This is a genomic window from Bacteroides finegoldii DSM 17565, assembly GCF_000156195.1.
In the GTDB taxonomy this organism is placed as follows: domain Bacteria; phylum Bacteroidota; class Bacteroidia; order Bacteroidales; family Bacteroidaceae; genus Bacteroides; species Bacteroides finegoldii.
Genome location: NZ_GG688317.1, coordinates 375,500 through 399,199 on the forward strand (window position 1 = coordinate 375,500; position 23,700 = coordinate 399,199).

A 23,700-nucleotide genomic window follows, 5' to 3' on the forward strand; every position below is an offset into this window, starting at 1 on the left:
TCCCATGAGCTTCATCTCATGGGAGTTTTATTATATATTCTATCGTATAGGCTTTTATAACATCCTATCTTTCAGTACCTGTGGAAGTTCCGGCATTGCACCGCTTTGCGTACATACATAAGCGGAAGCTTCAACAGCCAGTTTATGAGCTTCGGGAACCGACTTACCATTGAGAATAGAAGCACAGAACGTTGCTGTAAAGGAGTCACCGGCTCCCACCGTATCAGCTACGGGAACCCTCGGGGTCTCTTGGAAGGAAACAACTCCCGGAGTAAATACGTAACTTCCATTGATACCACAAGTCAGAATCAACATCTTCAGATTATACTTAGCTAACAAAATCCAGCATTTATCCTGCAAGTCAATACCCGGATAGCCAAACATACGGCTAATGGTCACTAATTCTTCGTCATTTATCTTCAACACGTTGCAACGCTGGCAGGACTCACGAATAACCTCTTTTGAATAAAAATCCTGTCGGAGATTAATATCAAAAATCTTCAATTGCCCGTCTATATCAGGCATTGTATCCAAAAAACGATTGATAGTAGCACGGCTCACCTCATTGCGTTGTGCCAATGATCCGAAGCAAACAGCACGTGTATTCAAAGCCAAACGTTTCAGTTCATCTGTAAAAGGAATATTGTCCCATGCAACCCCTTCCTTAATTTCATAACAAGGGACACCCTCATCATCCAACGTTACCTGCACCGTACCGGTAGGATAATCCACACGTTCAATCTGTGTTTTCAGTTTCTTTTCATTGAATACTCTCAGAATCTCATCTCCCAGCTCATCATTCCCCACGGCACTTACTACGCGGCTGTCAAAGCCAAACTGCGATACATGATAGGCAAAGTTTGCCGGAGCACCGCCAATTTTCTTTCCTTCGGGCAACACATCCCAAAGTGCTTCGCCCATTCCTACAATTATATTATTCATGACTTACAGATTTTATTGTTTCCAAAGTTATTAATTTATTTTCTAATACGGAACGTATAAAACAAAAGATACATTACGCCCACCGTCATTACGGCTACCGCCCCACTCTGCCCCATTGCATCGGAGGCAACTCCCATAGCCAACGGAAACACTGTTCCTCCGAAAAGTCCCATAATCATCAAGCCGGAAACCTCATTCTTTTTCACCGGAAGATAAAGTAACGCCTGCGAGAAAATAACAGAGAATACATTGGAATTACCAAAACCAATCAATGCAATGCAGGCATAAATCATTGTCTTTTCATGAAAAACAAACAATCCGGCCATCGCTATCAACATCATCACCACACTAATGCCAAAGAAAGATTTTGCTGACATCTTGCGTAAAATAAACGATCCTAAGAAGCAGCCAGCCGTACGGAAGATAAAATAAAGGCTTGTAGCAAAAGCAGCGTCATCCAGCCCCATGCCAAGACGTTCCATCAGAATCTTTGGAGCGGTAGTATTTGTACCTACATCAATACCGACATGGCACATGATACCAATAAAACAAAGCAGGATAAACGGTTTGCCAAGCAAAGCCAGACATTGTCCGAAAGTAGACGGTTTGCCTTCCTCTTTTTCTTCTTCAATCTGAGTAATATTGAGCGAGAGAATGGCAATGATCGCTACAATCATATAAATAGGGAATAACACGCGCCAGCCTAAATCAAAAGTCGGAATGACCTGCGTCGCTCCCCACATGGCGATGTAAGGAGCCAGAAAAGAAGCAATGGCTTTCACAAACTGACCGAAAGTCAGGCTACTTGCCAGACGGTCGCCACGTACGATATTGGAAAGCAACGGGTTCAAGGAAGTCTGCATTAACGCATTTCCTATTCCTAATAAAGAAAAAGAAATCAACATCAGCATATAGCTGTCACCAAAAACGGGTAGCAACAGAGAAGCGAAAGTCACAATCAAACTAAGCAATACGGTTTTCTTCTGACCAATGCGGCTCATCAGCATACCTGTAGGTACAGAGAATATCAAAAACCAGAAGAATACTAATGACGGAAAGATATTCGCCTGTGAGTCCGACAGACCAAGATCCGCCTTTACGTAATTGGAGGCAATGCCTACCAGGTCAACAAATCCCATGGCGAAGAAGCAAAGCATCACCGGGACTAGTTTGGAGAGGGAAGAATTTTTACTGTTTTCCATTATTTTATCTTTTATACGATGAATTCTGTTTCCATAGGGCAATGTACATCACCCTAAAACAAAGAAGCGGGTAAAGAGCGCATAGAGTAAGGAGAATGGGCTTATTTCTTCAACTTGTAAATCACAAACGAATCTACTTTATACGCTCCTCCTTTACTGTAAAAGTCAATATGAGTGTAAGGTTCCGACGGGAACACCTGATTAGTCATCACAAAACGTCCGCCATCGCCAAAGGCTTCCACACTGGATTTGTCGACAAACAGACGGAGTTTCAATTCGTCTTTTCCACTCTCAATAGCCGTCCAGGTCAACATTGGGAAGTTCTCATTGAAACCTACATCTCCGCTTTTGCGGCGGTCCATCGAGAATTTCTTTTCTGTCATGTTATATTGCATATCCACTTCTTCGCCTTTGTCATTGTAGAGACGGAGGCCGATTACATCCGCATGTTGATTTTCGATAGTCAGTTCTATTTCGTATGCACCCTCATTGTCGGCAATCATGTCTTTGATGATACGTGTTCCGTTCACTTTGAACGAGCGTTTCTTGGAGACGTCACGCAGTTTCAGCAGTTCGGGAGAGGGAGCAGACTGAAGATAAGTCTCGCCATCTACAGTGAACAGGCTCAAATCGCGAGGAACAGAGTTCGGGCTACGGTATTGAGAGGTAGGAACATCGTTTGCATATTGCCAGTTGCTCATCCATGCGATAGCAATGCGACGGTTGTCGGGAGCATCACACCAAGTAACAGTGGCGTAATGGTCTTTTCCCCAGTCCATCCATTTGGTTTTGGAGGGTGATTCGTTTACAAATTCTTTTCCGTTGAACGTTCCGACAAAGTATTGAGTGGCCGAGTCACCGAAAGGGCCGTCACCAAGACTACAAAGCAATACCCATTTCTTTTCATTCGTACCTTCCACGGGAAGTTCAAATAAATCCGGACATTCCCAAACATTTCCGTGAGCACCTTGTCCCTTACCGAAACTGCTTTCAAAAGTCCAGTTTTTCAAATTGGGAGAAGAAAAAAACTGCATTTCCTGCCCTACGGCAAGTACCATAATCCAACGTTTTGTCCCTTCATACCAAAAGACTTTCGGATCGCGGAAATCGCGGGCTTCAGATACCAACACCGGATTATCCGCATACTTTGTAAAAGTACGTCCATTGTCGGTACTGTAAGCGATACTTTGTACCTGACGATCACCGTTCTGTGTATAGATAGCGATGATAGCACCTGCACCAAAACCAGCTGTATTATTATGATCCACCACAGCCGAACCACTGAAAATAGTGCCAAACGCATCCGGAGTTATAGCATCAGACCGATATTCCCAATTGATTAAGTCTTTACTGATAGCATGTCCCCAATTCATATTTCCCCATTTGGAACCGTATGGATTATGCTGATAAAACAAATGATACTCTCCGTCTTTATATACCATTCCGTTGGGATCATTCATCCATCCATAAAGAGGTGAGAAGTGATAAACAGGACGGAACTTTTCACGATTAGTTGTATCGAAGGTGTCGGACAACTTCATTTCTCTACAGCAAGCGGTGTTATCCGGTGAAAGATTGACACGTACCGGATCATTTGAATTCATTTTGAATTTAAATGAAACCAACTTACCGGAATAATCGGAAAGGTCTACCGGAACAAAATAATCTACCTTGTTAATAGCCAGACGGACATCAAAGCTCTTCACTTCTTTGTTATCAGCAATCATACTGATACGTACGTCAGGCGATGTATCTTCTACCGGTAATAACAAGTATTTCTGAGTAGTATTGACACGCACCAAACAATGTCCTTCTCCTAAATCTTTTATTAATAGAGAAGGATCTGCAGCTAAAGCCAGAAGCGAGATATTCATAAAAATGGAACAAATCAGAAGAGTCTGAAGTTTTCTCAAAGGTAAAAATACATTCATGTTTATGGTATTAAGGTTATTACTTATTATTAATAGTATCATATTTCTTGGTTGTTGCAATGCAAAGATAGGCGCAATGCATCGGAGCGCCTATCACATTTGTTTCAAACGCTATAAAAGATGTTACTTTCTCAATTAATAAGTACTCAATTTTATATCAGATACAGTCACTTCACCCTCAGTACAAAAAATAGCCCAAGGATTTTTAGCCAAATCATAAATACGGTTGGTGAAAGCATACCTTCCATTTATATAGACTACACACACAGATTCTTCAGTATAGACCTCTATATGATATACATTGTCAGCAGCCGGAGTTATAGCACGTTCTGTTATAGCACCCGCATCATTCCATTCACCTGTTTTCTCATTTACTTCTACTTCTTTCAACTTCAGGAAATTATATTTATCTTCAATGAAAATACGCGCCTTTTCTGCCTTATCACTGCAATCGACAAATGAAAGTCCGAATACGGCTTCATTCTCTTCAGGGATTGTTGCAGTCATGGTTATTTTGTTCCGGCTTCTCAAACGGGCGAAGCGGACAAATGAATTTGCTTTCAATGTATAAGAAGAAGTGTTGACCGTTACATCCCCTACCTTCGTCTTTTCAGCCAATGTCACCGATTGGGAATATTTGGCGGAAATCGCTTGTGGAACATCCAAACTTAATGTTCCATCTCCGTTCTGAATCAATCTATGAGCGACCAATGCTCCTGCCCAACTTTTGGTACCTGTGGTTTTCTGTCCTTCACGTGTCGGACACCATCCCCAAAGATAACGATTTGTATCATCGCCCGCTGTTTTTCCAGCATAAAAACTAACTCCATCTAACCATCCTTCGTGGGGTACGAAAGTAGGGAACTGCCCATTCTCTACAGCTATTCCCTTCAATTCTTCCAAAGTCTGCGCATAGAAATATTGGACAACGGCCGGTTCATTTTTTGTTCCTTGTGAAGAATAAACCATATACCAATAACTTCCCATCTGAAAAACATCCGGACATTCATAGAAACGCCCCCAAATATTATTGAAGAACGGTTCCGGTTTTAAATCCCAATCATGCAAATTGGTAGAAGTAAACTCAATGATATATCCATCCCCATTTTTCAGAGCAGAAACTAACATCCTATAACATTGCGCAGTTGCATCATAAAAAACATATGGATCGCGGAATTCATTTTTATCATACCCTGCTTCTATTGGAGCCGATAAACGGAATGAACGGTCTTTAGTCCAGATTTTACAATCTTTGGAAGTAGCCAACAATATTACTTCACGAGGTTCGGTAGCTTTATGTCCTGTATAATAAGTATAATAAGTTTTCGTAGCCTCATCATAAACAGTACTTCCTGTCCCGATAGCCGGATCGTCTTCTACTGCTGTTCCGCATGGTATTGCTTCGCGGAAAGAGATATAGTTTGCCACATCCGTAGTTGCCAATTCGTGGATAGGATGATAGATAGTAGAATTACCGTCACGATCATCCTGAAGGTAAAGAATACGAAACTCTTTACTTACCGGATCAAAAAAAGGCATTGGATCACCTACATAACCAACATAAGGTTTGTAATAAGTCGTATAATTGTTCGATTCCGTCGAACTAAAGAATGTTGTCGTTTCATTCAGATTTTTATCTGTGATTACCGGACTGTTATCATCGCTGCAAGCAGCAAACGATATTGACAGACACAGTATTGAAGCCATTAATATCATAGTTTTCATAATTTGCTTTTCTTTATCAGATTATACTTTACTTGCTTAAGTAATCGAGTGCATTAGAGGTAAGTTTCTCGATATTACCACGATATTGATTATCTGATTGGTTTTCATCATACCAATCATAAGCTGCCATGCCAATACATATTACCTTTCCACTACTATTTCCTCCTATCTGGCGAGAAGGGAATTCAGCGATAGGCACTGCATTGTGATTGGAAACATCATACCCCAACTCTATTGCACCAGTTTGTTGTCTCCATCCTTCTATTCCCCAATACGGTTCCCAATCTATACACCATTGAAATACCCAATTAAAAATATGATAACCTGTATTTATTAAATAAATATTAGAATTATCCTCAGTTACTAAGCCATCAAATATTTCATGAGAGATACCCTCTATTGAAAAGCCCCAAGGTTTTTCTGTAACAGTCTGAGAATCTTCACTCCTAAATTGATTATTAGGATCTCTACCATCCATAGAAATAGCCCACCGATCTTTTACGATATATCGTAAAGCTCCACGAGATAATAACAAATTTCCACCTGTCTGATAATAATTCCTAATATTATTCTTTGAATTCCAATTAAATCCATTATCATCATAGATAGGATTATCATCATGAATCCAAATGACTTTTATCTGTTCCGGATCAAGTTTCACTTTCGGGTTATCATCCCTCAAATCTGAATATGAAATATACCTTGCTCCCGGCATATTATCCAACATCCATTGAGCAGCGGCTTTTTCTTCATTATTAGTCAGTTCATCAATAGTTGCAGCTGTTCCGATAAATGCCATTGAAACAAAAGTTCTTACCTTTTCTACCTTCACTGTATAAGTGGCTGCATTCAAATGATTTGTAACCGTATATTCTTTAGGTGTAGTGAAATCCAATGTAGTGCCTGACAACGGGCTTACCGTAGCACCATCAGGAACAGTAACAACTGGAGACAAAGCGGTAATATCCATGTCTTCAAGTACATACACAACGATTTCTTTGTTTGTTTCATCAATTCTGCCTGCATACTCTCCTATCATAAATCTAGTAATCTGCGGCTTATCCAATTCTACGGAAATCGTATAATTCATAAATACATTTCCGTTTGTGACTTTTACCACTACGGGCATTGTAAAGTTAACAGGTTTACCACTTTCCAAATTCGCCGTAGCCCCTTCGGACAAAGTAAATACCGGAATTAAATTTGTCACATCTGTATTATCTTCCACATGCACTTTAATGCTTCTCGCCTGATTATCCTGCTCAATGATAAAGTTATCATAATCTTCGATATGGAAAGAAGTAATCCATGTATCACCATTCAAAGCCAACGATGTGTCATCATCATCACTACATCCAGCTGCAGAAAGTAAAAGTGCAGCCAGTAACACCATATATATTTTATCTATCAAAGTCTTCATAATTCCCATTTATTATTTCTCCCAACCATTATTTTGCTGATACAAACCACCACTATAATTGATCTGCTTCTGAGGAATAGGCAGATATTCATTCTTTCCTGCTGTAAAATTTGCATCCGAATAATAAGAACGACGACTAGCTTCCGACGCATAATATTGATTCATCACTTTTGCCGCATCTCCCCAACGAACTAAATCAAAGAAGCGGCTTCCTTCCAATGCCAGTTCAAGACGACGTTCCCATTTCAGGTCTCTCATAGCAATGTCCCGATCAGTCCATTCGGCCATTGTATACGGTTCTACTTTAAAACTTGCCCCATAATCAAAAACAAGCGTAGTACTACGGGCTGCACGGTTACGTATCTCATTGACCAACGGCAATGCTTCCGACAAACGATTCAACTGAATCAATGCCTCGGCACGCATCAGCACTACATCTGCATAACGCAATACAATACGGTTCATCGAATTAGCAACAAACGGAGAATTCACTTTCTTCAGGCAAGAACAATCGGGGTCCACATTCTCTTTTAAAGATGAATAAAGACCATAATATTCCTGTTCGTTACGTGTCCACGTCTTATCAAAAATATAGTTCACATTATACTTATAAGGAAATCCCGGAATCGCCACCGTGTGGAATAAACGGGGATCGTAGTTGCCTTGCACATCATAATTATCTTTCTCATTGTAAGTATCGAACATCGGCCTACCGTTTTCCGTGCGGAAAGCATTCACCAAGTTTTGGCTAGGCTTCTGAAAATCACAACACCCGAAGAATTGCGGAGCTGTCAACTCATTACCAAAGTTCAAGTTGCCATACATCGTATTATCATCCTGCGAATATTGGACAGCCCAAATAGATTCCTTTCCGTTCTCATACTGCGGCAGAAAATTATATGCAAAATCTTCTTCCAGACCAAAACCTCCGGCAGTCATGATAGCATTATCCGTATACGTAATTACAGCTTTCAAATCATCTTCATTAATTTCGACCACTTCATTCTTTTCATTCTGGCGATAAGCTTTGTAAAGCATCACCTTTGCCAGATAGGCCGATGCAGCAGCCTGCGTAGGACGCCCTTTTTCCACCTGTGTATCGGGAAGATGATCATATGCAAACTTAAAGTCATCTGCTATCTTCTGCCAAAGTTGGTCGTTAGTATACTGTCGGTTAGAAATCTTGGTATAGTCCGAAGTAGGAATCGTTTCATCTACATAAACGATATGCTTGAACATCACTTTCAACAGAAACATATAATGACCACGTAAGAAACGCATCTCACCGATACGTTCATTCTTCTGCGGATAAGTATTTGCATCCATACCATCCAAAGATTTCAAAGCAGCATTGGCACGTGCCACCCCCGAATAAAGACGATACCAGATATCATCAAAAGCCCAATTGTCAGTAGTCATCCCCGTAGCAATCTCCAGAAAATGGAAATGCGAACCGTCTTCGGAGTTTGCCCCGCCTTTATAAGCATCATCTGCACGGACATTTCCATACGGCCAAAGGCTGAAAGGGCTGTTCATATCCTCACCGGACACCATGTGAGCGTAAGCAGCAATTACCAGATTGTCCACATTATCGGGACTAATCGTTTGTCCCTCGTCAGAAGTTCCCTGTAAGTCTCTTTCCAAAAAGTCATTGCAACTGGTAGTACCGACCAACGAGGCTACTAACAGCAAAGAGGATATATATATATTCTTGATTTTCATAATTATCGTTATTTAATGAATTAAAAACCTATGTTGAAACCGAATGTAAGATTGAGAGGAATCGGATAACCGAAATTCGGATTTTCCGGATCCATACCGGTAAAGTTCTTACTTTTGATGGTCAGCAAATTCTGTGCACTGAAATAGAATCGCAAACGTTCTATCTTTATTTTCTTCGAGATATCTGTCGGCAATGTATAACCTAATTGTAAATTCCGAAGTTTCAGATAAGAACCGTTTTCTACATAATAACTGGAAATTCTCTTTTCATTATTCAAGTCTTCCAAACAAACGGCAGGAATATCCGATCCCGGATTCTGCGGAGTCCATGCTCCCAACAGACGGGTGCCACGATTAGCATTCATATCACCTACCGACCAGAAGTCGGTATTCTTCTTCACCTCATTGTAAACGTCCACTCCCTGCACACCTTGCCAAAACATAGTCAAATCAAAGTTCTTATATTCCAGATAAATATTGAGTCCATATGTGAAATCAGGATTCGGATTTCCGATCCAAGTCTGGTCCTTAGTATCAATAACACCATTATTATCCAAATCTTTATAGCGGATACGCCCTACGCCTTTTCCGGTCTGATCGGCATGATTGTCCACTTCTTCCTGTGACTTGAAAATGCCGTCGGCAATGTAACCGGCTCTCATATTAATAGAATGACCGATAATGTTCATCACCCCGTCACCACCGAAATCTCCGGTAGAAGCCACTTCACCCGGTACAAACAAAATCTTGTTCCGATACAAACCGAGGTTCGCGTTAATATCATAGCTAAGCCCGAAAGCCGTCTTATTGCGATAGCCCAAATTAAACTCAAAGCCCTTGTTTTCCATCGAACCGGCATTTCTCCACTGCCCGCCACCTTCTCCAAGAATACCGATGTAAGACGGTTTTATCAAAATATCCGTTGTTTTTTTATAGTAATATTCGGCAGAGCCATACAATGTCTGATTAAACAAACTGAAATCCATACCGACATTGGTTTGTGTAGTAGTTTCCCACTTGATATCGTCATTTCCAATCTGAGTACGCACAAATCCGGAAGGAAGCAAACTACCGCCATTACTTCCGGTAATATCATAAGAAGTTCCATAAGTAGGAGGATTACCTGTACCGTATTTAGATTCGTAGATAGAATAGCGTGCGTAATTTTCAATATCCTGATTACCGGTTTGTCCCCAAGCCGCACGAATTTTCAAATCGTCAATCACATCTTTAGTTTTTTCCATAAAAGCCTCCTGACTAATACGCCATCCCAAAGAAACGGAAGGGAAAGTAGCATATTTATTATTGCTACCAAAACGGGAAGACCCGTCACGACGGAGAGTAAATGAAAGTAAATATTTATCAGCATACGAATAGTTCAGTTTTCCGAAGAAAGAAACTAGTGAGAAACCACCTGCTCCGCCACTTGCCTGTGACTGTCCTACTCCTGCGGAAGGATACATATAATCGGGAGTCAGAATCGCAAATCCTTCACGGTAAGCAGCAAAGTTTATGTCGTCTTCACGATTCAACTCCATACCTGCCATAACATCTCCACGATGTTTGCCAATCTCCAATTCGTAAGTGGCCACAGCATTCCACATCCATTTGGTGAAATGCTCCTGTTTCATCTCAACCGCATCCTTATCACTGTTCAGGAAACCGGTGTTGTAAGGAAGCGTAAAATTACGTTGATACTTCTGTGCATAGTCCAATCCAAAAGTGGAACGGATATTAAGTCCTTTCACCGGGTTCAGGTTTACATATGCATCACCAAACAAACGCCAATAAGTATATCGGTTGTTCCGATTATCATAAATTATACGAGCCACATTTTGGCGGTCGGGCATAGTACTATTGGGACCTCCCCAATTCGTTCCATCCACAGTATGTACGGGAATCATGGGAAGGGCAATCATGGCGTCACTCATGATATTCCCTGGAGCTTGGACTTCCGTCGTACGGTTCAGAGTGAAATGCTCACCGATAGTCAAAATATTATCTATCACCTTATAATCACTATTAATACGTGCAGAAATACGGTCGAAGTTTGTATATTTAATCAAACCGTCATTTTTATAATATCCCAGAGAAAAGAAATAATTACCTCTTTCCGTTCCATTACTCAACGAAAGATTGTATTGTTGAATAAAGCCTGTACGTGTGATTTCATCAAACCAGTCCGTATCACCTGTTGCTATTGTATTGGCATCATCAATAAATTTGGGAACATAGATGTTATCCAACACAGGATAGCCTTCAGCATTATATCCCCAATCATATTGATAACCGATAGAATTAGCATTCGGATTCTTACCACTGTTCACATTGGCTTGCCATAATGTACGCCCATATTGCTCAGTATTCATCATATCTAATTTAGACTGGTACATAGATGCGGAAACCGAAGCGTCGAAATTAATCTTAATCTGTCCTTTCCTACCTTGTTTAGTAGTAATGATGATAACACCATTTGCGGCACGCGAACCATAAATAGAAGCAGAAGCCGCATCTTTCAGAACCTGGATAGATTCAATATCATTTCCATTCAGTTCATGCATACCTGCTTTAGAAGGCACACCATCAATGATATAAAGAGGGTCGTTGTTGTTCAATGTACCGATACCACGAATACGAACAGTAGCCGTACCACTTGGATTACCATCAGCAGTAATATTCATACCGGGAACACGCCCTTGGAGTGCTTTTACCGGATTATTTTCACCTTGTTTCTGAATTTCATCAACTTTTACCACAGATACCGCACCGGTCAAATCGGCTTTACGCTGAGTAGTATAACCTGTCACCACCACTTCATCCACCATTTGCGTATCTTCTTCCAATAAAACTTGGATAGAGGCAGCCGCTTTCACAGTCACGGGCTTATAACCGATATACGAAATCTTTAAAGTAGCATTAGTAGGAACAGAAAGCGTGAAGTTACCGTCAAAATCGGTAATCGTTCCATTAGTTGTGGATATAGTCTCAATGACGGAAGCGCCAATAATCGGCTGACCATCCGTTTTGGAAGTAACGTTTCCTTTCACTGTTATGTTTTGCCCACAGAGGGCTGACATGAAAGTAAACAGGAAACAAACACTGCAAAGAAGTTTTTTGTTCTTCATAATACTGAGCATTAGTTTGATGTTATTAATTTAAAAGTACGAACTTTATCTTTATCGATGATGCAAATTACGGTTGATTTATATCAATCGACTAAAAAAAATGTTTCAAAGGCTGTAATATATGTTGCATAGAGTACTATTTGATGGATTATATTGAAAATACAAATGGTATTCCCCATCTTTATACATGAGTGCATTGACATAATTTCTATGGCAACAAAGTATTCTTATATCAGAACTCAACAAAAATAGACGAAGGCAAAGATAGGAGCTATCTTTGCCTTCGTCTATAAACTTTGTTTCAAATGATGTCAACCTTATTTTATTGAAAATCGAATGAATCAACATTCATTGGATTAAGTATATGAATCTTCATCGTATGAATACCTTCCGACAATTGTACATTCGACACTGGAAAATCACTATAAGTGTTCCAGTTTCCGGTAGTTGCTGGAACAGGAGTCAACAGCTCTCCTCCATCAAAAGATAAAGCGAACTTCCCATCTTTCTCTGCAGCCCCACGAACAGTAACATTCGAGACCGGCCTCAAAACCTTAAATGTATATTGAATCCAATCTCCTCCAGAAGTATTACTAATGTGGATGATGTTACTACTAGCACTGATAGCTACTCCCTGATCACTCCGGTAAGTTTTAAAATTACCTTTCGAACCTTCCCTAAATTGATACTTTCCTTCATCGAAATCTTCCGCCTGAATGATACCGGGTACTTGGCTGCATCCTTCTCCTAACTTGATACAATCAATATCCAATTCTCCACCTTTAATACGCAAATCAATATATTGTTCACCTTTTTGTAATTCGACAGGATATATAAAAACTTCGTTCCATGTACTGCCCGAACCATTCAACTTTATTTCGTTCGTCTTATACACTCCATTTATAGCAATACGGAATTTTCCTCCCGAACGTTGCTGGCGCATCCGACAAGTAATAGCATAGGATCCAGTCTGTTTTACATTAATTGAATAACGCATCCATTCTCCGGACTTCATACTTTTAAGATATGTAATGCCATTGCCCGTGCCCACCTGTATATCCCCTTCCGACGGATTTTTGTGGTAACCATAATGTTCGCCACCTCTATTATAATGTTCAGCTTCCAATACCAATGTCTCCGATAAATCTACTTCCGGAGCCTTCCCTTCATAGGGCTGTCCCCAGTTTTGTACAACTTTCAACCTATCATTTTGATCATATTCAATCGGATCTACACAAACGGACCGCAAAGCTCCTCTACCTGAATAATTAGCGGTATGATAGAAGGTATACCATTTCCCCTTATATTCTACAATTGAACCGTGTGCCGTTTCTTCACCATGAGGATACATATATACACCGCACGGAGTAAATGGTCCCAAGGGATTATTTGACACAGAATATTGCATCCGGTTACCTCCTTGACTGGAAGCATGATTATCTGAGTGACTCAAATAATATTTCCCCTTGTATTTATGCACCCAAGGAGCTTCATGAAAATCGGTAAAACCTGTTAAAGGACTCATTACACCATCCAACTTAGTCCAATCATCCTTACGTAATTTTGCTCCCCAACAACCTTTACCGGCACCACTAGTATATATATAAGGTTGTTCGTCATCATCCACAAAGACACAAGGATCGATCGTTGAAGGAATTCCTTCAATCACCCCTTTCACCCTGAATTTCGCAGCTGGTTCTTTACTCGTTGCCACAAAAATACGCCATGTATCTGTATCAATTTTATGAGGGAAATAAAAATAGTATAACTGATCTTCCTTATTATAAGCACAGTCAGGAGCCCACATGAAACCATCAATGCCCATACCTACGTGCGCTTTCACAGTAGCAGAATTCATGATTTCCCCATGATCTGTCCAATTCTTCATATCTGCGGTGGAAAAAACATGATAACGATCCATACGGTCACATCCTTGTGTCGGCTCCATGTCATGCGAAGCGTAAACATAAAGTCGTCCATCCGCCCATACGTGTGCTGACGGATCGGCAGTATAGAGTGTCCCAGTAAATGAGTTCTGATACATTTCTGATGCGAAATTAACAAACAACGGATTATGTTCGTAATAACCATACCGAGGATATTCAAACAAAGAAGCATCTACCATATTTCCTGTATATTCTCCGGTACGGGTAAGTACGAACTTATCTAAATTTACACTGCCCGTAGTATACCATCTTAATACGTGCTTACCCTCACTCAACTGCACATTGGTCACTTTAACAGTACGTGAGAAGTCACTCCAATCTCCTTCCGGTGAATCTACGATCTGACCGGCCGACTTTCCATCCACCTCAAAGTAGAAGCTGGTTTTCCCACTACCCGCCACACAATAAGTATCAATGGAATAAGCTCCCTCTTGTGTGACTTGTAACGTATAACAAAGCCAGTCACCGTTGTTTATATTACTAATATTTACGACCTCTCCGCTTTTGCTAATGGCAACTTCCTTTTCTTCACGGTAATCTTTGTAGTTTCCAGCCGTAGTATTTTTAAAATGAAAAGAGATATTCTGCCCTCCATCATCAAAATCCTCCGCCTCTATCGTAGTCGGCACTTCCGATATAACAAACAAACTATTACCTTCCGGTCCCTTCTTAAACGGCACTCCACGATAGTTAGCTAAATATTCCTCACAGCTGATACCATTATCATAGCGGTCATCAATGTATACATACTCATCGTCAACATCACTTCCCTGCCCGGAATCATCATTTATTACCGGGTGGTCTTCTTTACACGAATTCAGAACAGCTAATCCTCCCATGAATAATGGTAAGAGACACTTCATAGTAAATAACAAATTGTTTCCCATAGATTTTCCCTTTATTAGAATTGTTTTTAGTTGCTTTTTTACGAATCTATTTTTAATTAAGCCAAAGATAGTTTACCCCGCTTTATTGGGAGATTAAAAACCAATTAAACAGAGATTAAAAACCAATTAATTACTTTTTAATCTCAGATTAAGTCTTTTGATTCTCCCTTTTTAATACTTTTCGTTTTACTTTGCCATCAGATGATGCGAGAAAACTCATTAATATATAAAATATGAAGAAAAATTTCATTTTACTATGCAGTCTGCTGGCAAGTCTTACCTTGCAGTCTACAAAGATAAATGCACAGACAGCGACTAATGATCAGAAATTGATCTATCCCTACACCTTTGCTCCCAGCGAAGGCTTAGTGAACAAAACCGAAAAAGAGCATCGACAAGAAATCTGCCTAAACGGTTATTGGGATTTTCAACCCGTCTCTTTACCAAAAGATTACAAACAAGGTAAAGGAGTAGCTCCGCAATTATCGTCTCCCAAAGATGGCAATTGGAGCAAGACACGAATTAAAATACCTTCACCGTGGAACGTCAATTCGTTCGGTTATCGGGATTTAGAAGGCCCCGACCATCGCAATTACCCTTCTTATCCTAAAGAATGGGAACAAGTAAAGATGGCATGGATGAAGAAGAATATCACTATCCCTACCAATTGGGCAGGCCAGCAAATCAAACTTTATTTTGAGGCTGTGGCAGGATATTCAGAAATCTATATAAACAAAAAGAAACTGGGTGAGAATTTCGACCTGTTCTTACCGTTCAGCTTTGATATCACCGATAAGGTTGTTCCCGGAGAAACAGTAGAAATATTGGTAGGTGTCCGTAGCCAATCCTTATTCGAAGATAATTCAACAATCGGCCGACGCATTGTTCCGGGAGGTTCCATGTGGGGATATCTTATCAATGGAATCTGGCAGGATGTATATCTTCTGGCTTTGCCGAAAGTACATATTGAAGATGTGTATGTGAAACCGTTAGTATCGAAAAACACTTTAGAAATTGAAGTAACAATAGAAAATAGAACTGCTAAAAAGACAGAGATACAACTACAAGGCAATATCAAAGAATGGGTGAATTGTGCCGGCACAGACATTAATTCTGCTCCTGTACCTAAATGGACACTCGGTGAAGAAGCATTACAAGTTGCCCCATCCAAAGTCTCAGTTGACGCCAACGCATCACAAAAAGTGACATTGCAGGTACCCGTCCATGAAAATGTATTAAAATATTGGACTCCCGAACAACCTAATCTATACGCTTTATTACTTTCTATAAAAGAAAAGAAACAAACAGTCGACACCAAATACGAACGCTTCGGCTGGCGGGAATGGACATTACAAGGAACCACCCAATGCTTGAACGGAAAACCCTATGTATTGCACGGAGACTCATGGCACTTTATGGGTATTCCGCAAATGACACGCCGCTATGCATGGGCTTGGTTCACCGCTATTAAAGGTATGAATGGAAATGCTGTACGTCCTCATGCCCAAGTCTACCCTCGTTTCTATATGGATATGGCTGACGAAATGGGGATCTGCGTACTGAATGAAACAGCCAACTGGGCTAGTGACGGCGGTCCCAAATTGGATTCTGAGCACTTCTGGAAAACCTCAAAAGACCATTTGAAACGTTTTGTACTCCGCGACCGTAATCACGCGTCTGTTTTCGGATGGAGTATCAGTAACGAAAACAAGCCTGTTATCCTACATGTATACAATCGTCCCGAACTAATACCATCCCAACAGAAGGCGTGGGAAGAATGGCGTGATATCGTACGTCTCTATGATCCGACCCGTCCTTGGATTTCATCAGATGGAGAAGATGACGGAAACGGCATATTACCTGTAACTGTGGGGCACTATGGAGATATAAACTCCATGAAAAAATGGATTGGTATCGGAAAGCCCTGGGGTATAGGTGAGCATAGTATGGCTTACTACGGAACACCGGAACAAGTGTCTAAGTACAACGGAGAACGTGCCTACGAATCGCAAGAGGGCCGTATGGAAGGTCTGGCAAATGAATGCTATAATTTGATAGCTAACCAACGCAAAATGGGAGCTTCGTACACTACCGTATTTAATATGGCATGGTATGCACTGAAACCGTTACCACTAGGAAAAAAGGATATTAGTAAAATCCCTACAGTAAATGAAGATGGTATATTCTTCGGAGAATACCACGAGGGAGTTCCCGGTGTACAACCCGAACGTGTAGGTCCTTATAGCACAACCTTTAACCCCGGTTACGACCCGGCTTTACCACTTTATCAGGAATGGCCGATGTACGGTGCCTTACGTGCAGCCAATGCTCCGGGAGCTCCTGCATGGTCTCCCTACGCTGTCATTGACAAATCACAGTATGAAGCTCACGAAACCGCACCTGTAACTGATAACTATAAAGAAGTAGTATTCATCGGTAATCCAAACAGCAAAGTAAAACAACTCTTGGATGGACAAGGAGTCATATTTACATCGAAAGTAAGCAATCCTTCCTCCATGCTTTATATTGTAGACGGTAGTCAAACATTGGATACAACAACTAAAAAAGAGATGCAAAAACAAATTGCAAAAGGTGCAGATGTCTGGATTTGGGGAATCACGCCGAAGACAGTTAATGGATATAATGAAATACTACCTGTCCCGGTAGCTTTAGATGTATTGAAACGTTCCTCTTTCCTCCCTGTACAAAAAGCATGGATGCGTGGGCTTAACAATTCAGATTTCTATTTCTGCGAACTTCAGAAAGCGGATGCCTGCAACTATTCATTAAAAGGCGCCTTAGTAGAAGAAGGAGATGTCCTGCTGAATGCTTGTAAAACAGACTGGCGCAAATGGAATAAGCGTCCAGAAGAAATCAAGACTGCCGGAACGATTCGCAGCGAATATGAATGTACAGCCGCCACACCTGTATTTGTAAAATATCAACAGGGGGCAACTACTTTCTATTTGAACACATTAACAGAGTTTGCCAATTCAGAGAAAGGATACAATACCTTAAGTGTTATCCTGAAAAACGCCGGTATTAGCTACAAAAAGCCAGAAATAAATATTAATGAAGTGTTCTTTTTGCGGGATAATCAGGTGAATTTCCCAGTAGCAACCAAAGATAAACTGGTAAAAACAAATGATGGCTGGGCTTTGGAATTCTACGTATTCAGTCCTCGTCCACTAGACGATTTGCTGATTGAACCGAATATGCCAAAACTTTCATTGATGTTAAAAGCTAAAAAACGAGAATTGTCTATCAACGACAAACCTTACAACAACATTTCTCACAACGGGCGCAATGAAATCATCTACAAAGAACTGCCTTTGTTGCAAGGATGGAATAAATTGGTTATTAAAGTAGGAAATGAAGATCGGAACGAGTTCAGCGGTTTCTTCAAATGCGACAACAAGCAAGATTTTCTTCCATTATTAAAAGCCTCTTTTATTAATCCGGAAACCAAATAATAAAGTATTAATATAATAAACATATCATGAAAATTACACATCTTTTCGCTACTTTAGCAATCTGTTCAATGATGGGAGCGTGTAATGGAAGACAACACATAGTCAACCGAAGTCCGGTTGACTATGTCAATCCATACATAGGGAACATAAGCCACCTGTTGGTTCCTACATTCCCGACCATCCAATTACCCAACAGTATGCTTCGTGTCTATCCCGAACGAGCAGACTATACAACCGAACTTCTGAACGGGCTTCCGCTGATCGTCACCAATCATCGGGAACGTTCCGCATTCAACCTCAGTCCTTATCAAGGCGAAAACCTCTGCCCAATCATCACTTACAATTACGATAATGAGCATCTCACACCTTACTCGTACGAAGTAGAGTTGGACGATAATCGTATGAAAGCCGAATACGCACTTTCACATCAGTCCGCCCTCTATCGAATAACGTTTGAAGCTGACAAGCCAGCCTATATCATTGTGAATTCCCGCAATGGTTCCATTCATGTAGGCGAAAACTTCATCAGCGGTCATCAACGGCTAAGTGCCAATACTAATGTCTACGTATATATCGAACCACAGGAAAAGCCATTAAGTACCGGCATTTTGGAAAATGGAATCATTGAAGCCAGCAAAGACAATGCCGAAGGTACAAATGCTTGTGCAGCATGGCGTTTCCCGGAAGGAACGACAACGGTCAGTCTCCGTTATGGCATTTCCTTCATTAGTGAAGAACAGGCTGAAAAGAATCTGCGCCGCGAGTTAAAAGATTACAATATAAAACAACTGGCACAAACAGGGCGAGAAATATGGAATGAAGCACTCGGACGCATAAAAGTAGAGGGAGGGACGGAAGATGATAAGATTGTATTATATTCTTCATTCTATCGTACTTTCGAACGCCCGATTTGCATGAGTGAAGACGGTCGCTATTTCAGTGCTTTCGATGGTAAAGAACATGATGATAATGGTACTCCTTTCTATACCGACGACTGGATTTGGGACACCTATCGTGCAGCCCATCCGCTCCGTACCCTGATTGACCAGAAAAAAGAAGAGGACATCATTGCCTCTTATTTGCTTATGGCTGAACAAATGGGAAATATGTGGATGCCGACTTTCCCCGAAGTGACCGGTGACACACGCCGTATGAATTCCAACCATGCCGTAGCCACCATAGCAGATGCCTTGGCTAAAGGACTGAAAGTAGATACAGCAAAAGCTTATGAAGCATGTAGAAAAGGAATAGAAGAAAAAACACTTGCGCCCTGGTCGGGAGCGGCAGCCGGTTGGCTGGACAACTTCTATCGGGAAAACGGATACATCCCCGCCCTTCGTCCGGATGAAAAAGAGAGCGACCCGAATGTACATCCGTTCGAGAAACGCCAACCCGTTGCTGTTACATTGGGAACAAGTTACGACCAATGGTGTCTCTCCCGCATAGCAGAAGCATTAGGTAAAAAAGAGGAAGCTGCTCACTACCTGCAATGTTCTTACAACTATCGAAACATCTTCAATGAAAAAACCGGTTTTTTCCATCCGAAAGACAAAGAAGGTAACTGGATTGAGCCTTTCGATTATCGCTATTCCGGCGGAATGGGTGCCCGTGAATACTACGGAGAAAACAATGGTTGGGTTTATCGCTGGGATGTACCTCATAACGTAGCCGATCTGATCAGCCTTATGGGAGGAAACGAACAGTTCATCGCCAACTTAGACCGTACGTTCAGCGAACCGTTGGGACGCGGCAAATATCATTTCTACTCGCAACTACCGGATCATACAGGTAACGTAGGACAATTCTCCATGGCTAATGAACCGTCATTGCACGTACCTTATCTATATAACTACGCTGGTCAGCCCTGGAAAACACAAAAGCGTATCCGTCAAATGTTGAAAACATGGTTCCGCAACGACCTTATGGGTATGCCTGGAGATGAAGATGGCGGTGGCATGACCTCATTTGTAGTTTTCTCTTCACTCGGTTTTTATCCTGTCACCCCAGGTTCACCAACCTACAATATCGGAAGCCCTCTTTTCACAAACATAAAAATAACACTCAGCAATGGCTCTATATTTGAGGTCGAAGCAAAAAATGCTTCTGATAAAAACAAATATATCCAATCCGCTACTTTAAACGGTCAGGATTGGAATAAGCCCTGGTTTAGGCATGAGGATTTGAAGAATGGCGGTAAGCTGGTATTGATAATGGGTAGCAAACCGAATAAGACTTGGGGCAGTGGAGCAGATGCTACCCCCCCCTCAGTGGAAAATAAATAAGCCCTATCCGATTTACATAAAAATGTCTCAAAGTAGAATTTTGGATATGAATATTCTATTTTGAGACATTTTTTTCCTATTTTTGCAACTATAAATTGTAGAACAGACTGAAGTAGAAAGTACTATGAAATATCAACTACAAATATTGTTTTTTATCTTACTTTGCCTGGTAGGCAAATTGGAAGCGTCTTCTTTATATGATTACGGACTTTATCTCAAATCTCATACTGTGTCGGCAGTAGAAAGAACTACCTTATACTTAGATGATAACCAGCCTTTTCCTATAAAAAATGATTTCACTATTTCTTTCCAGATATATGTGCGTACCAATGAACCTGATTTCGGTTCTATTCTCCATCTGCATACGAATACCAATCAATATATTCGTTTCTCATTTGTAGCAGGTGAAGAAAGACACTTTCCGGCATTGGTACTCAACGAAGGTATCATCACCATAGACACTCCTATCGAACGCGAGAAATGGTTGGATGTCTCATTACATCTGCGACTGAAGGACAATGTCATAGAAGTAGACTACGATAACAAAAAAGTGTCAGCCATGGTTCCTTTAGAGGATACAAAAAACATTTCTGCCCTATTTGGACAGATGGAAAACTATCTGGCAGATGTGGCTCCCATCAATTTGAGGAACATAACCGTCACACAAGACGGTAAGCAAACACGTGAATGGAAGTTATGGAAACACAACGACGATGTTTGTTACGATATGAAAGAAAAAGCAATAGCCCGCGCTATCCATCCTTTTTGGCTGATTGATAACCACATCGAATGGAAACTGATCCATCAAGCCCATATTCCCGGAAAACTGGATGTTGCTTTCAATGCTCGCGAGGCATTATTCTATTTAGTAAAACCGCAATCTATTGAAGTATTAGATGAAAAGGGAACACTCCGACAGAAAATTACGATACGTGAAGGATATCCTGCCGTAGAATATCCCAACCATCTATTATATGATACTTTAACCAATAAATTAATATCTTATTATTTAAAAAAAGGTAGCACATCTTATTTCTCATTCGACACTAGTAAATGGAGTAATGTAGAGCGTAATATGGATGAGGCCAGCAACTATAATCATGCCAGAACATTTAATCCCGCCGACTCTTCTTTTTATTTTTTCGGTGGATATGGATTTTATCAGTATCGTAATGATTTATTCCGGATGAAGTCTGGTAGTTATAAGCTGGAACAAGTGGAATACGAACGACCCCTCTATCCCCGTTATTCCGCGGCTATGGCTATAGTAGGTGACGAATTATTTGTTTTTGGCGGCAGAGGCAATAAATATGGCAAGCAGGAGTTAAGTACTCATTTCTATTTTGGTTTATGTGCTATTAATCTGAAAACCAATCAGTCGCGCATGGTATGGCAACGAAATTCTCCTCAGGAAGACGGAACGCTCATGGCCTCTTCTATGTATTTCGAACCTTCAGACAGTTCTTTTTATGCAGTTTCGATGAGTAAAGGAGGAGTCTTATGGAAAATTTCAATGAAAGACTCTGTTTACACTGAAGTTTCAAAACCCATTTATAACGAATCGAACTATCAGGATTGCGACTTTAGTCTCTATTCTTCACCCGCTCACGGGAAATTATTTTTAGTATTAGACAAGATACTCAATGACCACACTCATAATGTATACATCTATTCCATCAATATGCCTCTTGTGAACGAAGGAGATATACGACAGTCAGCCAATACGACAATCGTTAATGGCCATAAATACCTATATATTACTGGAATCATATTATTGCTCATAGCAGCGGGCATGATTTTCTACCGTTCCAGATGCAGTAACAGAAAAGACAAAACAATTACCATTAAGGAGATTGAGGAAGTCCCGGTTATCATAGGGCATCACAATACTCCGGAACAACCGTTGATAGCCGGACAACATACAATAATGCAAGAAAAAGGCAACATCCAAGAAACAGATGCAGTCTCCGCAAAAACGACAAATTATTACGACCGTAGTCGTGCATCAATTTCCTTATGCGGATGTTTCAATGTACGTGATAAAGATGGAAACGACATAACTTCCAATTTTACTCCCCGTCTGAAACATTTACTTATCTTGCTTATACTTTATACAGAGAAGAATGAGCAAGGTATACTCGCCTCCAAAACAACAGAAATACTGTGGCCTGAAAAGGAAGAGACATCCGCTCGTAACAACCGCAATGTAAACTTGCGTAAGTTACGTGTATTGTTAGAAAGCATTGGAGACGTAGAAGTCATAACTGAAAATAATTTCTTACGTATCAAATGGGGAACAACCGTATTCTGCGATTACCACACCCTATTAACCTGTACTCAACAATTTGAGCAAGAGAAGAGCGAGGAGCTGCTCAATCGGATATTGGAGTTGCTGTTATACGGTCCTCTGCTGCCCAATACAATTTTTGACTGGTTGGATGATTTTAAAGATGCTTATTCCAGCCATTCCATTGATCTACTCAAGAATCTATTGGATATCGAGATCCAACGGAACCACCAAGAAATGATAATTCGCCTTGCTGATATCATGTTCCTGCACGATCCGTTGAATGAAGAAGCGTTAGCGGCAAAATGTGCTGTACTCTCCGCACAAGGGAAAAAAGGTATTGCCCGAAACTTATATGACCGTTTTTGCAAAGAATATCGCGATTCTATGGGAGAAAATTACAAAATCCCGTTTGCTGATTTATAACCTTTTTAAATATCATTCTTAAAACAGTTTTTCATTTATAATTTTTCCCCTCTTACTTTTTCATTGAAACATAAAACAATGAAATCTAGTGAGAGGGATTTTTTAATCCCTGCTTCTCATCCCTCATAATCAAACGAAAGTATGATTATAAGAAAAATAAAGGATTAATTCACATTTAATCGTTTTTTAATCCCCGATTAATTGCAAATACCCTCTTTTTTTTATTGTCTTTTAGTTCATTTGCAGAAAATTAATCTTAATGATAAATATATTATGAATAAAGAAAGAAACCCTTAATCTAGTTTGTATGATGAGCTTAAATATGATTCAGG

General features: G+C 40.5%; 11 protein-coding genes. 3 read left to right on the forward strand and 8 right to left on the reverse strand.

Annotated features, from left to right (window positions below):
• Window positions 1-54 precede the first annotated feature (54 nt).
• The 8 genes from BACFIN_RS17755 to BACFIN_RS17720 form a co-directional block, all read right to left on the reverse strand.
• On the reverse strand, window positions 55-942 hold the full coding sequence (locus BACFIN_RS17755; protein ID WP_007748309.1) for a carbohydrate kinase family protein: 888 nt from the start codon (window positions 940-942) through the stop codon (window positions 55-57).
• Window positions 943-977: 35 nt separating this feature from the next.
• The gene (locus tag BACFIN_RS17750) at window positions 978-2,144 is read right to left on the reverse strand and encodes an MFS transporter (RefSeq protein WP_007748312.1); all 1,167 of its coding nucleotides are present in this window, start codon (window positions 2,142-2,144) and stop codon (window positions 978-980) included.
• A 101-nt stretch (window positions 2,145-2,245) separates the two neighbouring features.
• A complete protein-coding gene (locus tag BACFIN_RS17745) occupies window positions 2,246-4,075 on the reverse strand; it encodes a DUF4980 domain-containing protein (protein WP_032839035.1) in 1,830 nt (609 codons plus the stop codon).
• 135 nt (window positions 4,076-4,210) lie between these two features.
• Window positions 4,211-5,800: a glycoside hydrolase family 32 protein gene (locus BACFIN_RS17740; protein WP_007748318.1), complete on the reverse strand. Its 1,590-nt coding sequence runs from the start codon at window positions 5,798-5,800 to the stop codon at window positions 4,211-4,213.
• 28 nt (window positions 5,801-5,828) lie between these two features.
• Window positions 5,829-7,220, reverse strand: a complete 1,392-nt coding sequence (locus tag BACFIN_RS17735) for a DUF4960 domain-containing protein (RefSeq protein ID WP_022275921.1) — start codon at window positions 7,218-7,220, stop codon at window positions 5,829-5,831.
• Window positions 7,221-7,232: 12 nt separating this feature from the next.
• Complete coding sequence (locus BACFIN_RS17730; RefSeq protein ID WP_007748321.1) at window positions 7,233-8,942, reverse strand: RagB/SusD family nutrient uptake outer membrane protein; 1,710 nt, start codon at window positions 8,940-8,942, stop codon at window positions 7,233-7,235.
• A gap of 20 nt (window positions 8,943-8,962) precedes the next feature.
• Window positions 8,963-12,067 carry a SusC/RagA family TonB-linked outer membrane protein gene (locus BACFIN_RS17725; RefSeq protein WP_022275920.1) on the reverse strand — a complete coding sequence of 1,035 codons (3,105 nt, stop codon included), beginning with the start codon at window positions 12,065-12,067 and terminating at the stop codon, window positions 8,963-8,965.
• A gap of 322 nt (window positions 12,068-12,389) precedes the next feature.
• Window positions 12,390-14,900, reverse strand: a complete 2,511-nt coding sequence (locus tag BACFIN_RS17720) for a carbohydrate-binding protein (protein WP_007748324.1) — start codon at window positions 14,898-14,900, stop codon at window positions 12,390-12,392.
• A gap of 233 nt (window positions 14,901-15,133) precedes the next feature.
• Here BACFIN_RS17720 and BACFIN_RS17715 point away from each other — a divergent pair, with 233 nt between their 5' ends.
• The 3 genes from BACFIN_RS17715 to BACFIN_RS17705 all read left to right on the forward strand — a co-directional run bounded on the left by BACFIN_RS17715 (window position 15,134) and on the right by BACFIN_RS17705 (window position 23,368).
• Entirely contained in the window at window positions 15,134-18,373 is a 3,240-nt protein-coding gene (locus BACFIN_RS17715; protein WP_007748327.1) for a glycoside hydrolase family 2 protein, read from the forward strand.
• A 26-nt stretch (window positions 18,374-18,399) separates the two neighbouring features.
• Entirely contained in the window at window positions 18,400-20,655 is a 2,256-nt protein-coding gene (locus tag BACFIN_RS17710) for a GH92 family glycosyl hydrolase (RefSeq protein WP_032839039.1), read from the forward strand.
• A 124-nt stretch (window positions 20,656-20,779) separates the two neighbouring features.
• Complete coding sequence (locus BACFIN_RS17705) at window positions 20,780-23,368, forward strand: hypothetical protein (protein ID WP_007748332.1); 2,589 nt, start codon at window positions 20,780-20,782, stop codon at window positions 23,366-23,368.
• Window positions 23,369-23,700 lie beyond the last annotated feature (332 nt).